Origin of the sequence: Chryseobacterium taichungense (assembly GCF_900109935.1) — a bacterium.
In the GTDB taxonomy this organism is placed as follows: domain Bacteria; phylum Bacteroidota; class Bacteroidia; order Flavobacteriales; family Weeksellaceae; genus Chryseobacterium; species Chryseobacterium taichungense.
Map to the genome: position 1 here is coordinate 464,056 of NZ_FOBV01000001.1, position 19,336 is coordinate 483,391.

Below are 19,336 nucleotides of genomic sequence, written 5' to 3' on the forward strand. Positions count from 1 at the left end.
ATTTTATTTTAGCATTTGGCAGCGAAAAAAGTTAGTTTTGCAAAACTTTATGCCACCCAAAAAGTACAGCAAAAAAACCGCCAAAAAGATTCATCACAACCGACGGAAGAATTATTTTTTCCGGCGCAAAGTGGTATTGGCAATTTTAATCATTGCCCTTATAGGAACAGGTTTTTATCTGAAACAAACAGTAAGCTATTATTATGCGCTGTATTTTAATAAATTCGTACACAAAAAACTACATAATACAGAAACAGAAACGCAAAGAATCCAGAAGATCATTTCTGACAATTTGGATAAAACGTATGGCTTTGACATCTCTCATTATCAGAATAAAGAAGATATCAATTGGGACAGCTTAAGCATCGGCAATAAGACCATTCCTTTAGAATTTGTTGTCATGCGTGCAACAATGGGAAACCGCCACGCAGATAAACATTTTGATGATTTCTGGGAGATTGCCAAAAAGCAGAATCTGATCCGGGGTGCTTATCATTTTTACAGAGCAGACGAAGACCCCGTGATGCAAGCCAATAATTTTCTTGAAAATGTAAAGCTTGAAAGCGGCGACCTTCCACCAATTCTTGATATCGAAAAAATTCCCAGACGTAAAACCAATAAAAAATTGATTGAAGACCTTAAAGTCTGGTGTAGGATTGTAGAAGAAACTTATGGTGAAAAGCCTATCATTTACACCTATTATCATTATTATAAAGATTTTCTGAAAGGAGAATTTGATGATTATCCGCTATGGCTGGCCAATTACAATGATGTTCCTACTCCGTCGCCTGATAGTGACTGGAATTTCTGGCAGTTTACTGAAAACGGAATCGTTCACGGAATTAATACAAAAGTTGATTTGGATATCTATAACGGAAGTTCCTGGTCACTGAAGAGACTTACTTTGGATTGATTTAGTTTTTCAGCAGATTTCAAGAAACTTACCCAGAGTTATTTAGATCATTTGAACGGTTTTCTCTGAATCCACTCTGTTTTTGGGGCAAATGAAGTGAAAATTTTACCTATATATTTATTTAGTATTCCATTCCGGTGTTTCATTAAAACATAAATTTCTGTAGGTTCTGCTCCGATTGTAGATTTTATTTCTAAAGCTGTTCTCCCGAAAATAATTGTTTTAAACCGATGATTAATCCCAAATTTCACCATATCCAGCAGCATGTTTAGGTAAACTTGTTTTTCTTTCTGACAGTTTTTATCATATCCTAAAAAATAGGTATTAGCATCATTATTATTTAAAATTAAAGTATAAAATCCGACAAGCCTCATCTCAGAAAAATATCCGAAAACTTTAAATTTCTCTGCTAAATTTTCCTTCATTTTTTCAAAATGATTTTCAGCAAGAAAAAAAGTGTTGAAAGTTGCATTTTCTACAACATACTGATAAAGAGCATTCATTTCCTGCTGGTATTTCTTTATTAAATCCAAGCTCAATTCAACCTTTTCAATATCGTTAAGCTTCTTTTTTGCGGTTCTAACGCGCGCCCTGTATTTTTTAGAAAAGTCATTTACATAATCATCAAATGTTTTCCAGTGTTCCTTTATTTCTAATTTCATATCAGGCTGAACAGAAAACCGGAAATATTTTCCACATAGATTTTTTTCGAAATGATCTGCAAATCCCTGCTGATAATCTTTACAAACCACTAAAGATGTTTTTCTGATCTCATTCTGCATTTTTTGAACCGCTTTGTCCAAAAGCATAGTAATATGGTCTGAAGAGATTTTCGAAAGGTCAAAATAGAATCCGTTTTGTCCGGTAAGCATATTGTTACCAAGAATCATCGTATCTTTTAAAAAGATTCTTGCAAACAAATTTTTGATAAATAATGTAATTTTATTTTCCTCAGCTCTCTGATAACTTATAAAATCAAGATATTGAAAAACTGCACCGCCAATCAGCCCGTCTTCATTAAAAAAACCAACCATAAAACACTCCATATTTGAAGGTAAGGACTTCTGAAGAGCACGAAAATATTCTACGGAAAGCAAAATATTATGTTCCCCTACTATCGATGTCCAACTTTCCGGTAAATCAGAAGCTGATCCGTATATTTTTAAATAATATGACATATAAAAGGCTACAAAAGTAGCCTTATCTTTTAATTCCTTACAATTTATTTTGGAGTTACCCAATGAAAACCATCAGCCGCGTACCATCCACAGATGATTCCACCCATTATGGTAATAGTGACCGTCCAGTATCCTGCAGTGATCATTGTGTACTTCCATGACTTTCTTTCAAACATAGCATTAATAGCAACAATAGGAAAAACAAACAAAAATCCTGTCATGAAAGAATGTAATGCTCCATGCCCAAATGACCGGTAAGCCTTGCCATAATCTTTCATAAAATCATAATAAGACTGATTGGCATTCATTTCATCACCTCCAATCATTCCCAGCGCACCAAACTGATGTATGGAAACAAATTGAAGAAAGAACGCCATCAACAAAGATAAAATAACAGAAAATACAAAAACGCCTACCATCTGTCCTTTCATTTTATCTTCAGACAAACCTGATTCCTGCATCCATATTTTCCCGAAAAGCCGGGGATTATACCATATAAATCCTGTTATGAGTGGTACAAGGGCTGCTAATAAAATAGCCCAAAAGTTAATTTGCATCATAGTTATAAATTTTTAGATTAAGAAAGTGAAATTAATAAAAAATCCAAAACAAATGCATTAATCACAAAAAAAATCTAAAATAATTTACATTATATTAAATATTACACTACTAAATGATTAATAATTTAAAAACTATAATGTTTTATTTATAAAAATTAAATACATATTTCAGCGAATATGTTATTTGTTAACCAAGAAAATTTATTATTACAATTTCGTACTTTTGCGGCCTGATAAGTTTCAATCTAAGTATAAATCATCATGAATTACGTTTCTGCAGAAAATCTTACAAAATCCTACGGCATAAAAGTTTTATTTGAAAACATTTCTTTTCATGTAAACGAAGGTGATAAAATTGCCATTGTTGCCAAAAACGGAAGCGGAAAGTCTACTCTGCTCAAAATTTTAATGGGGAAAGAAATTGCAGACAGCGGAACCGTGATCATTAATAAAGATATTCAGGTTGTTTTATTTGATCAGGAGATTGATTTCGATCCCAATCTCAGCATAGACGAATTTATGATGACCCTGGATTCTGCACCCATTAAAGCTTTAAAGGATTACCATAAATCACTGCATTCTACTGATAATGATTTTATCGAAAAAGCTTTAGCCGGAATGGAAGCTCATAAAGCATGGGATCTGGAAAATGAAATGAAGCAGATTCTGTCTCAGCTTAAAATCACTGATCTTGATGCTAAAATGGGAACGCTTTCCGGAGGACAGATTAAACGTGTTGCTTTGGCCAAACTTTTAACGGAAACCAGAGCTGAACACCGCCACACTTTATTGATCATGGATGAGCCCACCAATCACCTTGATGTAGAAATGGTGGAATGGCTTGAGAATTATTTAAACAAAGCAAAAATTACACTTCTGCTGGTAACCCACGACCGATATTTCCTAGACAGTGTCTGCGATATCATCTGGGAAATGGAAGATAAAAATCTGTATGTTCACAATGGTTCTTACGCGACTTATCTCGAAAATAAAATGATCCGCGAAGATAATTTAAACGCCACAATAGACAAAGCAAACAACCTTTACCGAAAGGAGCTCGAATGGATGCGCCGCCAGCCAAAAGCCAGAACGACCAAATCAAAATCTAGAATTGACGCCTTTTACGATACAGAGAAAGTTGCTAAAACTGACACCCGAAAACAAGGTCTTGAACTTGATTTTGAAATGAAAAGGCTTGGAAATAAAATTCTTGAACTTAAACACATCGATAAAAGTTTCGGAAATAAAGTTTTGCTGAAAGATTTCAGCTATCAATTCCAACGTGGTGAAAAAGTAGGAATCGTAGGAAAAAACGGAGCCGGAAAATCTACTTTACTGAACATTATTCAGGGATTTGAAAAAGCGGATAAAGGAGAAATTGAAACCGGAGAAACCATTCATTTCGGATATTTTTCACAAAAAGGTCTTACTTACAAAGAAGATGAAAGAGTTATTGATTTCATTAAAGAAGTTGCAGAATATTATCCGTTAGCAAATGGGAAAAGTCTTTCTGCATCACAGTTTTTAAGATTATTTTTATTTGATGACCAGACCCAGTACTCTCCTATTTCAAAACTTTCGGGTGGTGAAAAAAGAAGATTACACCTCATGTATATCTTATATCAAAATCCGAATTTTCTGATTTTTGATGAGCCTACCAATGATCTGGATCTCCCAACTCTTACGGTTCTTGAAAACTTTTTGCAACAATTTCAGGGCTCTCTTATTATTGTTTCGCACGACCGATATTTTATGGACAGAATTATTGATCACACACTCGCTTTTGAAGGTGATGGAAAGATCAGGGATTTTGTCGGCAATTTCTCCGAATATCGTGAAGCAAAAAGTAAAGAAGATGCTTTGGGAAAATCAGTTTCAGTAAAAACTGAGAATCCGAAAGAAGATATTACACCATCTGTAAACACACAAATCCCGACAAAAAAGAAAAGACTTTCCTTCAAGGAACAAAGAGAGCTTGAAACCATTGAAAAAGAAATGCCCGAACTGGAAGAGCAGCGGGCAAAAATTCTTGATCAACTGAATAACGAAAGTGATTATGAAAAAATCTCAAAGCTATCTGCAGATCTGGAAAATATCTCAGAAAAATTGGAAATCCAAGAAATGAGATGGCTTGAACTACAGGAGATTTTAGGCGAAGGCTGATTGAGGTGTAGGGTTTGAGAGTCTTAGAGTTTGATGGCGTAACCCTTTACGCTAAAACCCTCACACCCTAATACACTAAAACTCTCTTACAAATACACCACTCTTCCCTCGTTGGAACTTTCCACAGCGGCATCGATAATTTTCATATTCCTTATAATTTCTCCGGCTGGCGAAGGTAACGCATATCCGAAAACGATGAATTCATAAATTTGCTGATAATAATTCATGTAATTTCCGGGCTCACTGGAAGTAAGGATTCTTTCGGTTTCCTTATTTTCATTTAAATAATTCAGAATACCGTCGGTTTCTTTTAGTGGTTGTGTCCAATCCTTGCCATATTCAGGAATTGCCCCTGCTGCCAATTCATTTTCCTGATTATCTGTTCTTTCCTGTAAAAAACTTCCCTTTTCCCCATGAACAGTGTACGCATAATGCGCTTCTTTTGTAAATACAGAAGATTTCAATCTCACTCTTAAATCATTTTGATAAAATAAAATGAGTTCAAAATAATCATTGGAGAATTCTTTTCCTTTCATTGAAAAAACATCTGCAAACAATTTCTCCGGCAAACCAAAATATTGTGTTGCCTGATCGATCAGATGAGATCCTAAATCATGCAATGATCCGGAGCCTGTAGCATCAGGATTTTCTTTATGAGCTTTTCCGCTAGGTTCTGTCCTGAATCTGTCAAAACGGATTTCAACCTCTTTGATATTTCCCAATTTGCCTTCGTTAATGATCTTCTGAACCTGAAGGTAATCCCGGTCGAATCTTCTGTTCTGATAAACACTTAAAAACAAACCTTTCTCTTCCGCCAGTTGCACCAGTTCTTCCGCTTCGGAAACATTTACTGTAAAAGGCTTTTCTACGATCACATTTTTTCCTGCCTCAAGAGCCATTTTAGTGTATTCAAAATGAGTCTGAACAGGAGTATTTACAACAACCAATTCAATATCTGCATGATTCAGCATTTCTTCTACTGAACGATAGATGGTTGCATCGGGGTATTTTTCTTTAGAGTCTTCCTTACTTCTTTCAACAACTGCAGACAAAAAAAATCCCGGATGTTCTTTTAAAAATGGTGCATGAAATATTTTTCCGCTCATCCCGAATGCACAAAGTCCTGTTTTTACCAATTGCATAATCTTAATTTTTAACAAATTTATCTATAAACCTGCAATATTTTCATCAAAAACCAAATCAATATGAACTTTTAAAATTTAAAGATGATAAATATCACATTTTAATTTTTATTAATTCTAAATAATAATATACTTTTGCACTTATTTAAAACCACTCTAAATAAAATAAACTATCATGAAAAAACAGCTAGTTACCTTAGGATTATTATTCACAGCCATATCCTTAGGTGCACAAATGAAAAATACAGAAGCTGATACCGTCAAGATCCAGACGATCGAAGACGTTAATCTTCATAAAACGGGAAATCCCAACAAGGCAAGACCATTATCGACCAAGTCAAATCTTACGATGATGGAAACCCCACAGCCGATTGCCATTGTCACTCATGAAATTATTGAGCAGCAGCAGGCAAAACAGTTGAGCGATGTTCTACAGAATGTTAATGGGATTTATCTGACTTCATCAAGAGGAAATTCCCAAGATAGTTTTGGTGGACGTGGTTTTATTTTAGGAAATGATAATATTTTCAAGAACGGGTCGAGAATTAACAGTGGCGTTTTTCCTGAAGTAAGTGGTTTGGAAAGAGTTGAAGTTTTAAAAGGTGCCAATGCCATGCTTTATGGAAATACTGCTGCAGGAGGTGTCATTAATATGATTACGAAAAAGCCAAAATTCAACTTTGGAGGAAGTGTAGGAATGAATGCCGGAAGCTGGAACTCTTACAAACCAATGGTTGATATTTATGGTCCGCTATCAAAAAATATCGCATTTCGGGTAAACGGAACTTACGAACATGCCGAAAGTTTCAGAGATGTTGTACAATCAGAAAAATATTATTTTAATCCTTCATTTTTATTTAATTTAAGTGATAAATCTCAATTAATTGTAGAGGCTGATTATCTTAAAAATGATTTCACCCCCGACTTCGGGATCGGATCTATTACTGAAAAAGATCAAAGCTATAGATTAAACGATGCTGTTTCCAGAAATGTTTTCTTCGGAACAGACTGGCAATATCAGAATGTACAGCAGGCTTCCACCAATGTTACTTTCAATCATCAGTTCAATGAAAGATGGTCATTAAATGCCACTGCGTCGTATCAGAATTATACTAAAGATTATTTTTCTTCAGAAAGGGTTCAATGGACTTATAGCGGAGCTAATCCTAACCGACTTTCATGGAACAGACCTTTTGGTAAGACATATAATGAACAAAATTATACTTCTGCACAGGTAAACTTAAACGGTGAATTCAATACAGGAAAAATCAATCATAAAGTTTTGATTGGCTCTGACGCAGATTATAACCAGGCAGATTCTTATGCATACACTTTGGCTACTACGTCTAACACTTTATTTTTAGATGACCCCTCAACCTGGGAAAGCATTGATATGCCAAATTCAACTCTTACTACAAGAAATAGAATCAATACAAGAAGAATTGGAGTATATGCACAGGATTTTATCAGTTTAACAAAACAAATAAAAGTAATTGCAGGAGTAAGATGGTCATATATAGAAAATATGCCGACATTAACCACCCGCTTTGCATCAAATGAAAAATTTGAAGTCGCAAATTCTTCAACTTCAGACAATGCTTTTTCTCCAAAAGTAGGTTTGGTTTATGCACCAAATGAAAACCTTTCTGTGTTTGCAACCTATACTAATTCATTTGCTTCAAATGCAGGTTATACTTCAGATCAATTTGGTACCGTAAATACAAATCAATCTGCTACACAAATTCAAAATCAGCTGGCAACTTTATCAAGACAAAGTATAAAACCATCAACAGTTGATCAGTACGAAATTGGTATTAAAAAGAATTTCTGGAATAATGCTTTAGCGGTTAATTTAACAGCTTACCAGATCATGTATAATAATTATTATCAAACGTATTGGTTTATTCCTACATCAACACCGAATGCAGCACCAGTAAATTCAACAGACACCAATCTTAAAGAATTTGCAGGAGATATGAGAAGCCGTGGGGTTGAATTGGACATTACAGGAAATCCGACAGACAATATATCAATAATAGGAGGTTTCTCTTACAATAACTCTGTTTATGTAAATACTCCTGAAAAGGGATATATTGAAAAACAAAGATTGGTAAGAACTCCTGCAACTACTGCAAATGCTTCTATTTTCTACAAATTCACAGATTATTTGAAAGGGCTGAAAGTTGGAGCGGGCGTTTACTACATTGGTGACAGAATTGCAGGTTGGAATGATACAAAATCTACCAATACAAGCAGAGGCAATGTGACCAGAATGTTTGATCTAAAGGATTACACAACAGTTTCATTATCTGTAGGCTACGAATGGAAAAAATTCATGATCCAAGGAAAAGTAGGAAATTTGTTTGATGTAGTGAACTACAATGTTCATGAGAATTATTCCGTGAATCCGATTACGCCTAGAAACTATTATTTCACACTAACTTATAAACTGTAAAAAGTTTAACAATAATTTCTTTATATAAAGTGGGAATTGCATTTTTGCAGTTTCCACTTTTGAACTTTAAAAACAATACTAAAATATGGATAAAATTAAGGACACAAGAAGTTTTATGAGAATCACGCACCGCTACCTTGGATATTTTCTGGCGGGAATCATGGCGATTTATGCAATAAGCGGCGTTTTGCTGGTATATAGAGATACCGATTTTTTGAAGAAAGAGATGAAATATGACAAAATCATAGACAAAAATCTTGACGAAAAAGCATTAGGTAAAGAATTAAAAATAAAAAACTTTGAAGTTAAGGAAACTGAAGGCAATATCTTGAAATTTAAGCAGGGGACTTATAATTCTGCTACTGGTGAGGCTAAATACACAAAGAAAGAACTTCCTTTTGTTTTAGATAAAATGACAAAACTTCACAAAGCACAATCAAAAGATACGTTATCTCCTTTAAATACTTTTTTCGGTATTTCATTGTTCTTTTTTGTTATCTCGAGTTTTTGGATGTTTAACCCTAAAACAAAAGCTTTCAAGCGGGGAATGGCATTTACTGCAGCCGGACTTATCATATCGATATTATTATTGCTGATTTGATAAAAATATCATTTTCATTAAATACTGAAATCTTTACTTTAAAACTTTGATAAATGCAGTTATTTGCAGGTAAATTCACTAAACATTGATTAGTATGGCACATTTATTGTTTTTTGAGATAGCACAAATGATAAACATCAAATATTAAAATAATAAATTATGAAAAAGCTAATTTTATCAGGAATACTAGCAGTGGCAGGTTTAGCTACAACCATGAATGCTCAAATCCAAAAAGGAAACTGGCTGGTAGGTAGTAGTTTAATATCCAGTAACTTCGGTTTAAATACTGGTGGAGGTTACAATATTGCTATTCAGCCTAAAGGAGCATATTTTATTGAAGATAATGTTGCATTGGGAGGTTATGTAGATTTAGGATTTAATAAAGTAACCAATGGTAGCCCGACAGAATTTACTTATGGAGTTGGTGCATTAGGACGTTATTATCTCTCACCAGGAGAAAAAGGTGTTGATAATTTATTAAATCATGGACGTTGGTTCCTTGAAGGAAATGTAGGAATTGGCGGAAGATCTGTTGAAAATGCAGATTCTACGACAGGTTTAGACTTCGGTGCAGGTCCAGGATATTCTTATTTTATTACACCGAACATCGGTATTGAAGGTTTGGTAAAATACAGAGGAAGAGCCGGTTTCGGTAGCGAAGGACTTAACTCAAACATCACATTCAACGTAGGTTTCAGTATCTATATTCCAACTTCAAAAGCCAGACAGGTGGCTAATGATGTTAGACAATAAGAAATCATTTCACACACATTATATACACGTAAAAATCGAAATCGCCTCGGAAACTTTTCCGAGGCGATTTTCTTACAAATTAAAACTAAACTATAAAAAATCAAATAAATCATGTATTAGGTTGTGGCGTATATCTCAGATATGGTTTTATTTCTGTTACGCCTTTCGGGAAAATCTTTCTGGCTTCTTCTGTAGAAACCGTTGGAGGAACGATAACATCATCACCATCCTGCCAGTTCACCGGAGTTGCTATTTTATAATTGTCAACTAACTGAAGAGAATCAAGCACTCTCAGAATTTCATTAAAGTTTCTTCCTGTTGAAGCGGGGTAAGTAATAATTAATCTAACTTTCTTCTGCGGATCAATGATCAATAAAGAACGTACCGTAGCCGTTGCTGAGGCATTCGGGTGTATAAAATCGTACAATTCAGAAATTTTACGGTCTTTATCTGCAATGATCGGAAACTGTACATCTGTATGCTGGGTTTCGTTAATATCTTTAATCCAGTTTTGATGATCTTCCACTCCGTCTACACTTAAGGCAATTACCTTGGTCCCTCTTTTATCAAATTCAGATTTCAGTTTTGAAGTAAATCCCAATTCGGTTGTACAAACTGGTGTATAATCTGCCGGATGAGAAAAAAGTATTCCCCAGGAATCTCCTAGAAATTCGTAAAAGTTAATATCTCCCAAAGACGTTTCCGCCTGAAAGTCTGGTGCTGTATCTCCTAGTTTAATTGACATAATATTTCGTTCTTATTAGTCTACAAATTTAGTAGAGTTTTTGAAACTGGCAAAATTTTTGTTGAAAAAATGTATAATTATTTAAAAATTTATTATGCTGAAAAATGGTTTAAGCTATGTTGATGTTGTTTATAATGTTCTTGAAAACTGGTATGTGAAATTTGCTGAAATTACCCCTAAACTTATTGTCGGGATCATTGTATTTTCTTTCTTTCTTCTCACCAGTAAATATTTAAGTCAGTTTTCTGTTAAAATATTTCATAAATTTTTTCCAAAAAGTAAAAAAGAAAGTTCTCTGGTAACGCTTATAGGTGTTTTCAGATTCCTGATCATGCTGATGGGAACTTTTATTGCCCTTGAAATCATGGGATTCAGTGGCTTCTTATGGAAATTTATAGGAAGTTTAGGGGTTGCCGGGGTCATTGCCGGAGTTGCCTTAAAAGATCTTGTATCCAGTATTTTTTCCGGATTACTGATCGGCATCGATAAAGCTTTTAAAGTGGGAGATTATGTTACGATCGGTAATAATTCGGGAACGGTGTCCGAGATTGGTTTTTTAACCACAAAAGTAATTGGCGACGACGGAAAAAAGGTATATATTCCTAACCAGGTGATTTTCAATTCGCCCTTTTATAATTTTACGGCCTCTCCACAGAGAAAAATATATTTAAATTTTGAAATTCCTGCAGACCAGGATGTAGCAAAGGCACAACAGGCTGTTCTCGAAGTTGTGCAAAAACTGGATAATATTGATCGTCCGGAAACTGCAACAGCCATGCTTACGGATCTTAAGCAAGGTGTTTTCAATCTCCAGGTAAAATTTCCTATGGTGGTAGGTGCAGATATGATGCTGCTAAAAAGCATTGCCTATTTTGAAATCAAGAAACGTCTGGATTCAGAGGGTATACAGCTTGTAACTCCAACAAGCATCAGTATTACAGGAGGTGAAAATCTCAATACCGATAAAAAAATATAAGCATAAAAAACCGTTGCCTTTGAAAATTCAGACAACGGTTTTTATTTATTTTAATTGAAGTATTAAGCTAAAACTTCTTTTACTTTGTTTGCAGCCTCTTCAAGAGTAATTGCAGAATGTACAGGCAGACCTGAATCATCAATTAACTGCTTAGCTTCAACAGCATTTGTACCTTGTAGTCTTACGATCAAAGGAACAGGAAGGCTTCCCATCGCTTTGTAAGCATCTACAACCCCCTGAGCAACTCTGTCACATCTTACGATACCTCCGAAGATATTGATCAAGATTGCTTTTACGTTCGGGTCTCTTAAGATAATTCCGAAAGCAGTCTGTACTCTCTGAGCATCGGCAGTTCCACCCACGTCAAGGAAGTTAGCAGGGTTACCACCTGATAATTTGATGATATCCATCGTTGCCATAGCAAGACCAGCTCCGTTTACCATACAAGCAACGTTACCGTCAAGTTTCACGAAGTTAAGACCAGCTTCACCAGCTTCAACATCCATTGGATCCTCTTCTCTCGTATCTCTTAATTCCGCTAAATCTTTGTGACGGAACAATGAGTTGTCATCCAAAGTCACTTTAGCATCTACTGCGATAATTTTATTATCAGAAGTTTTTAATACAGGGTTGATCTCAAAAAGAGAAGCATCGATTCCTGTATAAGCATTATATAAAGCGGTGATGAATTTTACAAATTCTTTGAATGCATTTCCTTCAAGACCAAGATTGAAAGCAATTTTTCTCGCCTGAAATCCCTGAAGACCTAAAGCAGGATCAATGATTTCTTTATGGATCAAATGAGGAGTTACTTCAGCAACGTGCTCAATATCCATTCCTCCTTCAGTAGAATAAACCACTGTATTTTTACCTTCAGCTCTGTCTAAAAGAATAGAAACGTAAAATTCCTTAGTTTCAGATTCTCCCGGATAATATACATCTTCTGCAACCAAAACAGAATTTACTTTTTTACCTTCAGCAGAAGTTTGTGGTGTTACCAACTGCATTCCGATGATATTCTGAGCGTTTTCTTTAAGCTTATCCATGTTTGGAGAGAACTTTACACCACCACCTTTACCACGACCTCCTGCGTGGATCTGTGCTTTTACCACCCATCCCTGAGCTCCGGTTTCAGCAGTCAGCTTTTCAGCAGCAGCTACAGCTTCATCTACGTTGTTTGCAACGAAACCACGTTGGATAGCTACTCCATACTTTGATAAAATCTCTTTTGATTGATACTCGTGAAGATTCATATTATTTTTATTATTTTATTTTAAAATTTAAAGGTTGACAAATTTAATAAAAAGACATGGAAGTTCAAGTTTATTGGCTTAAAAATTCATTCTTCCTGTATTTTTTCTGAACCATATGATTTTAGGGGTTGCTGTAAATCTGTTTTGGTTTAAAATACCAGTTTAAATTAAAACAGTTTTCTGTTTTTGCCTAATCTGTTGGATTAAAGAAAAACAACTTTCCGTTTTTGTCTAATCTGTCGGTTTAAACTAAATAAGTTTTCCATTTTTGTCTAATCCACCGGTTTAAAGTAAATCAGTTTTCCGTTTTTGTCTAATCTGTCGGTTTAAAGAAAAATAGCTTTCCATTTTTGTCTAATCTACCAGTTTAAATTAAATCAGCTTACCGTTTTTGTCTAATCTGTCAGTTTAAAGAAAAATAGCTTTCCATTTTTGTCTAATCTACCAGTTTAAATTAAATCAGCTTACCGTTTTTGTCTAATCTGTCAGTTTAAAGAAAAACAGCTTTTTTGACTTTATTTAAACTATTAAAAAGAATTACAAAAAATGCCTAAGCTATCACAGAACAGTATATTTCAATTTCACTGTATGAAACTTCTGTTACATATAAAGATGCTTTGTAAATATAATAACGCTAATACTAACAGCTTTGCCGCTCGCTTCGCTCGCGCTCTATTTTATTTAAATCCTATTTTTAGCAACATAAAAAATCAGCAATGCCCAGCTTACGATCATCAGTAAACCTCCCAGCGGAGTGATTGGCCCGAGAAACTTCAGATTTATCCCGAAATAATCCTGCATGCTCAAACCATAAATACTGAAAGAAAAAAGCATCGTTCCTGCAATCATCAGAATAGAAATCCATTTCTGAGAAGAAGTGTCAAACTTTAGCATGTATCCTACAATTAATAAAAAAAATGCGGCATACATCTGATATCGTACTCCTGTTTCAAAACTTTCCAGTCTTTCCACAGACAAAATTTTCTTTAAGGCGTGCGCGCCGAATGCACCCAGAATCACGGATAACATTCCGTAAACGGCACCAAAGACTAAAGTAATTGTTTTCATTTATAATTTAAAATCTTGAATATTAATGATACCAGTCCTATTCCTATAAAAATCCATGCAAACTTTTTATTCCGGACAAAACCTGGATTTTTTGTCAGTTTCAGAAAAATTCCGAAAGCCAGCATAAATGCAGATACAATAATTCCAAACATTATTGTGCTCTTAGCCTGTTAAACTCACTGATCACCTCGTGATGGCTCACCGTCTTATCTTTAAAGTACGTCACGAAATATTGCTTCTCTTCTTCCGTCGCACCCATTTGATTTAAAATATTCAGCAAATGCATTTTCATGTGTCCTTTCTGAATTCCGGTGGTTATTAAAGAACGCAGCGCTCCGAAATTCTGAGCCAATCCGGAAACAGCTAAAATACTCATTAATTCCTGAGCAGAAGGTTTTCCCAATAAAGCAAGAGAAAATTTAACCAAAGGATGCAGATTGGTAAGACCGCCCACAACCCCTACAGAAATCGGAAGATCGATCCAGAATCTGAAAATTCCGTTATCTGTCGTACAATGAGTAAGAGAAGAATACTTCCCGTTTCTTGCGGCATACGCATGAGCACAGGCTTCAGTTGCTCTGAAATCGTTTCCGGTAGCAATGACTACAGCATCTACTCCATTCATAATTCCTTTATTATGGGTAGTGGCCCGGAACGGTTCAATTTCGGCAATCGTTACAGCCTGCTTGAATTTCCTGGCAAATTCTTCGTTGGAAATTCCGCTGTCATCATTGAGTTCTTCAATTTTACACGAAACCTCAGCTCTCACGATACAATCGGGTGTAAAATTGGAAAGGATGTTCATAACGATCTGCAGAGAATCCTTTTCTTCCTGTGTAAAGTCAGTACTTTCAGCGACTTCCTGTCTTAATGTTTTGCCGAACTGTTCCAGACATGAATTAATAAAATTCGCTCCCATAGAATCTACCGTATCAAAGCTGGCCTTCAGTTGGTAGTAATTCGGCATTTCGGAGGTTTTATCAATTAATTTAATATCTAAAATTCCTCCGCCTCTTTTTCTCATATTAGAGGTGATATCCTCCGTCGCTTCAAGAAGCTTTTTCTTAAGGCTGAAGTTAAAAAAATGCAATAATTTATGGGATTCAACGTTAAATATAAAGTGGGTGTGCCCCAGTTTTTCGGTATTGATGATCGTGGTTTTAAAACCTCCTTTATCGATCCAGAATTTAGCAGCCTTAGAAGCTGCTGCAACCACGGAGCTTTCTTCAACAGCCATCGGTAAAGCCAATAATTTTCCATCGATCAGGAAGTTGGGAGCAATTCCGTAAGGCATGTAAAAGTTGGAAATGGTATTTTCAGAAAATTCTTCGTGGAGCTTCTGCAGTTCGGCACTATTATTCCAGTATTGTTGTAAAATCTGTTCGTAACTGCGGTCGTTACTAAGGTATTCTGAGATTAGCCAATCGATTTTTCGCTGCTTTGAAAGTTTAGAAAAACCTTCAACCGGTTGATGATTCATAGTATAACTTTAATGAAGCGTAAATATAGTGATTTTGTAACTTTCTGTTGTTGATAACTTCGATCAAAAAAGATTGACATTTATCAATTTTGGAGCTAACTTTGAAGCATTAATCTTATCTAACCTTAAGATTATCAAATTAAAAGAATGAATTTTGACCGTCTGAAAGAAAAGCTTGAAATCCTTGCGGATGCAGCCAAATACGATGTTTCCTGCTCATCAAGCGGGGGCACAAGAAAAAATAAGAAAGGTGCTTTGGGAGACAGCTCTGCAAGCGGAATCTGCCATACTTATACAGAAGACGGACGATGCGTTTCGCTTCTCAAAATTCTTTTAACCAACCATTGTATTTACGACTGCGCTTACTGCGTTTCCCGAAGTTCGAATGATATCAAAAGAGCTGCTTTCACGGTGGAGGAAGTGGTCGATTTAACGATCAATTTTTATCGCAGAAATTATATTGAAGGATTGTTTTTAAGCTCCGGAATTTTCAAAAATGCGGATACGACCATGGAACGATTGGTTCGTGTGGCGAAAAAACTTCGACTTGAGGAAAATTTTAACGGTTATATTCATTTAAAATCGATTCCTGGTGCCAGTGATGAGCTGATGCAGGAAGCCGCATTGTACGCAGACCGATTATCCATAAATCTTGAAATCCCTACAGAAAGCGGATTAAAACTTCTGGCCCCCGAAAAAAACCGTCAGGATATGCTGAATCCGATGAAATATATTCAAAACGGAATTGCTCAGTATAAAGATGAAAAGAAAATTTTCAGAAAAGTTCCGAAATTTGCTCCTGCGGGTCAATCGACTCAGATGATTGTAGGAGCGACCAATGAGAATGACCTTCAGATTATTAAAGTAGCCGATCATTTCTATAAAAATTTCAATCTTAAAAGAGTATATTATTCAGGATATGTTCCGGTACTGGAAGACAAACGCTTGCCTTCTTTAACAACGGAAGTACCGATGCTAAGGGAAAATCGCCTTTACCAATCGGATTGGCTCATGAGATTTTATGGTTTTAAAGCAGAAGAAATCCTTGATCCGAATATGCCATTCCTAGATCTTGAAGTTGATCCAAAAATGAGCTGGGCCTTGAGACACCTTGATCAGTTTCCGGTAAATCTGCAGACTGCGGATTATCAAATGATTTTAAGAATTCCCGGAATCGGGGTGAAAACCGCAAAAAAAATTGTCAGCGCCAGACGTTTCCAGGTTTTGACGATGGATCATCTCAGCAAACTGGGAGCAGCTGTTAACCGTGCGCGTTATTTTATAGATTTTAATGCAGGAAATGCTTATCTGAAATATTTAACAGACAAAAATTTCAGGAGATTGCTGATCGGTGGAAGTTCTTCTAAGTTTCACAATCAGTTTTCGCAGCAGTTGACTTTGTTTTAAGGCTTCGATTGAATTCTCAATTTATTAGAATTAAACCTCAGTATAGTCCATATTTGCTAAATATAGATATAATTTGTAATTTTAGTGAAAAGAAATAATAATGAATGTCAGTTTTACAAAAAAACAGGAAGACTATATTGCAGAGCAGATAAAATCAGGAGATTTCCAAAATGCAAGTGAAGTCGTGCGGGATGCATTAAGGCTCCATGAGGTCTATCGTCATCGAATCATTGAAGAGTTGAAAGCTGAAATTGAAAAAGGCTGGAATAACAACAGTTCTCGATCTGTAAAGGATATTATTGAATCTAAGAAAAAATAATGCCTGAAAATTACATCTTATCCGAGGCAGTGGACAGATTTGGAAGATATTTTTGATTATACATTAGATCATTTTGGTTTTGATCAGGCTGAGAAATATCTTTTGGAGATCGAAGAAGTTTTTCAAATTTTAGTTGTACATCCAGAATCAGGCAAAACACGAAATGAAATAAAAGAAGGTTTATATAGTTTCCCGAAGGATAATCATATTATTTTCTACAGAATTTTAGATAAATATATTCGTATTGTAAGAGTACTGCATGGAAGCAGAGATCTCCCGAATTATTTTTAAACCTTGTTTTCAGTTTACATATATACATTTTCAAATTGTTACATTGTTAAATTATTAGATTGTTACATTAAAAATGACAACCCTACTCTACGACGGCAGTTTCGACGGACTTTTAACAACAATATTCGAGGTTTTTGAATATCGTTATAAAGATGTGGAGATTGTGAGCAGGGAAAAATTTCATCAGGAAAATATTTTCGCTGATATTCATGAAGTTATCACGCAGAATGATAAAGCAGAAAGGGTTTTAAATAAACTCGAAAAAAATATAGGAAAACCGGGAATTCACGAACTGCTGAAAGTATATTTATCCGAAGATCCGGAAGCAGAACAACTTATTTTGTCTGCGGTAAAGCAATCCGTAAAATATGGTGATGAAAATATTCTTCAGAATTATGCCGATCCGGATATTTTAAAAATTTCAAAAATCAATAAATCCGTCAGCCGTGAAAGACACAGAATGACCGCTTTTGTGCGTTTTGAAAAAATGCAGGATGATGTTTTCTTTGCTAAAATTGATCCTGACTTCAATGTCCTTCCACTGATCAGGAAACATTTTAAAGACCGATACCAAGATCAGAAATGGATGATCTACGACTTACGAAGAAATTATGGGCTGCTATATGACCTGGAAAGCTGTGATTTCTTTTATCCTGACGAAAAAATTGATCTGAAAAAATATGAGGAGAAATTCCATGATCAGGAAAAAAATTACCAGACCCTCTGGCAGCGGTATTTTACCAAAACCAATATTGTTGAAAGAAAAAATTTAAAACTGCACATTCAGCATGTCCCGAAAAGATACTGGAAGTATTTGACGGAAAAGTGGTAATCCGCCAATTGAGAGATTAAATTGTTAGTTTAAATTTTCAACAGCTTAATAAACAAATTTACGTATTGACATTTTTAACATGTGAGGAGCAGATTAATTTTTCAACCTTATAAATTTTAGACATTTTTAATCATTTATATTCAAACTCTTATTAAGTTACTGTTATTATCTGAACTTGTTTTTGTAAATTTGTGTTCGAAATTTTTTACTAGATGAAAGAGAGTGCTGTAAAAAAAATTGCAGTTCTTACTTCAGGAGGAGATTCTCCGGGTATGAATGCAGCATTAAGGGCGGTGGTAAGAACCGCAAATTATTATAATATCGAATGCTACGGAGTAAGAGAAGGCTACAACGGCCTTATAAACGGAGATTTTCTTAAAATGGGTCCCCGTTCCGTAAAAAATATAATCAACCAGGGCGGAACTATTCTTAAATCTGCCAGATCCATGGAATTCAGAACCAAAGAAGGACGTCAGAAAGCGTATGACAATTGTGTAAGGCTTGGTATTGACGGTTTGGTTTGTATCGGCGGAGACGGAACTTTTACAGGTGCCAAGATCTTTAATGAAGAATTCGGAATCAGAGTTATCGGAATACCGGGAACTATCGATAATGATATTTTCGGAACTGATAATACGATCGGCTATGATACTGCATTGAACACTGCTATGGAAGCTATTGATAAAATCCGTGATACAGCTACTTCCCACAATAGAGTTTTCTTTGTGGAAGTAATGGGTCGTGATGCAGGTTTTATCGCTTTAAACAGTGGACTGGCGACTGGCGCCTTGGATATTTTAATCCCTGAAAGAAAAGACAGTATTGATGAGCTTTTCAATAATTTCAGAAATGCTGAGCAGACAGGAAAAGCTTCAAGCATTGTGGTGGTAGCAGAAGGTGAAAAATTAGCCAACGTTTATGAATTAGCTGAAAAAACCAAGCAGGAATTTCCGGATTATGACATTCGTGTTGCAATTCTAGGACACATGCAGAGGGGAGGCTCACCAAGCTGTGCAGACAGAGTATTGGCCAGCAGACTGGGTTATGGAGCTGTAACCGGACTGATGGAAGGACAAAACAATGTAATGGCCGGAATGCGTTCTAATGATCTGGTGTATACACCGATCGAAGAAGCCATTAAAAAACATAATGAAATCAATAAAGATCTTTTGCTGATTTCAGAAATTTTAGCAATCTAAT

General features: G+C 35.4%; 18 protein-coding genes. 11 read left to right on the forward strand and 7 right to left on the reverse strand.

Annotated elements, in window-relative coordinates:
* Nucleotides 1-49: 49 nt before the first annotated feature.
* Nucleotides 50-913, forward strand: a complete 864-nt coding sequence (locus BMW64_RS02185) for a glycoside hydrolase family 25 protein (RefSeq protein ID WP_089998204.1) — start codon at nt 50-52, stop codon at nt 911-913.
* Between the two features lie 47 nt (nt 914-960).
* On the opposite strand, the gene BMW64_RS02190 is transcribed toward BMW64_RS02185, so the two are convergent.
* Nucleotides 961-2,091 carry a hypothetical protein gene (locus BMW64_RS02190; RefSeq protein WP_089998205.1) on the reverse strand — a complete coding sequence of 377 codons (1,131 nt, stop codon included), beginning with the start codon at nt 2,089-2,091 and terminating at the stop codon, nt 961-963.
* Nucleotides 2,092-2,135: 44 nt separating this feature from the next.
* Nucleotides 2,136-2,651, reverse strand: coding sequence for a DUF1761 domain-containing protein (locus BMW64_RS02195; protein ID WP_317048307.1), 516 nt, complete (start codon nt 2,649-2,651; stop codon nt 2,136-2,138).
* A gap of 261 nt (nt 2,652-2,912) precedes the next feature.
* On the opposite strand from BMW64_RS02195, the gene BMW64_RS02200 reads away from it, so the two are divergent.
* The gene (locus tag BMW64_RS02200; RefSeq protein ID WP_089998206.1) at nt 2,913-4,814 is read left to right on the forward strand and encodes an ABC-F family ATP-binding cassette domain-containing protein; all 1,902 of its coding nucleotides are present in this window, start codon (nt 2,913-2,915) and stop codon (nt 4,812-4,814) included.
* 86 nt (nt 4,815-4,900) lie between these two features.
* Here BMW64_RS02200 and BMW64_RS02205 read toward each other — a convergent pair whose 3' ends face one another.
* Nucleotides 4,901-5,956, reverse strand: a complete 1,056-nt coding sequence (locus BMW64_RS02205; protein WP_089998207.1) for a Gfo/Idh/MocA family oxidoreductase — start codon at nt 5,954-5,956, stop codon at nt 4,901-4,903.
* Between the two features lie 175 nt (nt 5,957-6,131).
* Between BMW64_RS02205 and BMW64_RS02210 the strand changes: the two genes are divergently transcribed.
* From BMW64_RS02210 to BMW64_RS02220, 3 genes are all read left to right on the forward strand, one after another.
* Nucleotides 6,132-8,411, forward strand: coding sequence for a TonB-dependent siderophore receptor (locus BMW64_RS02210; protein WP_089998208.1), 2,280 nt, complete (start codon nt 6,132-6,134; stop codon nt 8,409-8,411).
* An 85-nt stretch (nt 8,412-8,496) separates the two neighbouring features.
* Nucleotides 8,497-9,012 carry a hypothetical protein gene (locus BMW64_RS02215; protein WP_089998209.1) on the forward strand — a complete coding sequence of 172 codons (516 nt, stop codon included), beginning with the start codon at nt 8,497-8,499 and terminating at the stop codon, nt 9,010-9,012.
* 159 nt (nt 9,013-9,171) lie between these two features.
* Nucleotides 9,172-9,765, forward strand: coding sequence for a hypothetical protein (locus BMW64_RS02220; RefSeq protein WP_089998210.1), 594 nt, complete (start codon nt 9,172-9,174; stop codon nt 9,763-9,765).
* A 109-nt stretch (nt 9,766-9,874) separates the two neighbouring features.
* Here BMW64_RS02220 and BMW64_RS02225 read toward each other — a convergent pair whose 3' ends face one another.
* A complete protein-coding gene (locus tag BMW64_RS02225) occupies nt 9,875-10,510 on the reverse strand; it encodes a peroxiredoxin (RefSeq protein WP_089998211.1) in 636 nt (211 codons plus the stop codon).
* Nucleotides 10,511-10,604: 94 nt separating this feature from the next.
* On the opposite strand from BMW64_RS02225, the gene BMW64_RS02230 reads away from it, so the two are divergent.
* On the forward strand, nt 10,605-11,486 hold the full coding sequence (locus BMW64_RS02230; RefSeq protein WP_177175218.1) for a mechanosensitive ion channel family protein: 882 nt from the start codon (nt 10,605-10,607) through the stop codon (nt 11,484-11,486).
* 62 nt (nt 11,487-11,548) lie between these two features.
* Here BMW64_RS02230 and sucC read toward each other — a convergent pair whose 3' ends face one another.
* The 3 genes from sucC to BMW64_RS02245 form a co-directional block, all read right to left on the reverse strand.
* Nucleotides 11,549-12,739, reverse strand: coding sequence for an ADP-forming succinate--CoA ligase subunit beta (sucC, locus tag BMW64_RS02235; protein WP_089998212.1), 1,191 nt, complete (start codon nt 12,737-12,739; stop codon nt 11,549-11,551).
* Nucleotides 12,740-13,420: 681 nt separating this feature from the next.
* A complete protein-coding gene (locus BMW64_RS02240; protein ID WP_089998213.1) occupies nt 13,421-13,807 on the reverse strand; it encodes a DUF423 domain-containing protein in 387 nt (128 codons plus the stop codon).
* Between the two features lie 151 nt (nt 13,808-13,958).
* Nucleotides 13,959-15,287, reverse strand: a complete 1,329-nt coding sequence (locus tag BMW64_RS02245; protein ID WP_089998214.1) for a hydroxymethylglutaryl-CoA reductase, degradative — start codon at nt 15,285-15,287, stop codon at nt 13,959-13,961.
* Nucleotides 15,288-15,434: 147 nt separating this feature from the next.
* On the opposite strand from BMW64_RS02245, the gene BMW64_RS02250 reads away from it, so the two are divergent.
* From BMW64_RS02250 to pfkA, 5 genes are all read left to right on the forward strand, one after another.
* Entirely contained in the window at nt 15,435-16,694 is a 1,260-nt protein-coding gene (locus BMW64_RS02250; RefSeq protein ID WP_089998215.1) for a putative DNA modification/repair radical SAM protein, read from the forward strand.
* Nucleotides 16,695-16,794: 100 nt separating this feature from the next.
* Complete coding sequence (locus tag BMW64_RS02255; RefSeq protein WP_089998216.1) at nt 16,795-17,013, forward strand: type II toxin-antitoxin system ParD family antitoxin; 219 nt, start codon at nt 16,795-16,797, stop codon at nt 17,011-17,013.
* Nucleotides 17,014-17,052: 39 nt separating this feature from the next.
* Nucleotides 17,053-17,304, forward strand: coding sequence for a type II toxin-antitoxin system RelE/ParE family toxin (locus BMW64_RS02260; RefSeq protein WP_228400820.1), 252 nt, complete (start codon nt 17,053-17,055; stop codon nt 17,302-17,304).
* A 73-nt stretch (nt 17,305-17,377) separates the two neighbouring features.
* Nucleotides 17,378-18,136 (forward strand): TIGR03915 family putative DNA repair protein, encoded by a 759-nt coding sequence (locus BMW64_RS02265; protein ID WP_089998218.1) that lies wholly within the window; start codon nt 17,378-17,380, stop codon nt 18,134-18,136.
* A gap of 212 nt (nt 18,137-18,348) precedes the next feature.
* Nucleotides 18,349-19,335: a 6-phosphofructokinase gene (pfkA, locus tag BMW64_RS02270; protein WP_089998219.1), complete on the forward strand. Its 987-nt coding sequence runs from the start codon at nt 18,349-18,351 to the stop codon at nt 19,333-19,335.
* Nucleotide 19,336 lies beyond the last annotated feature (1 nt).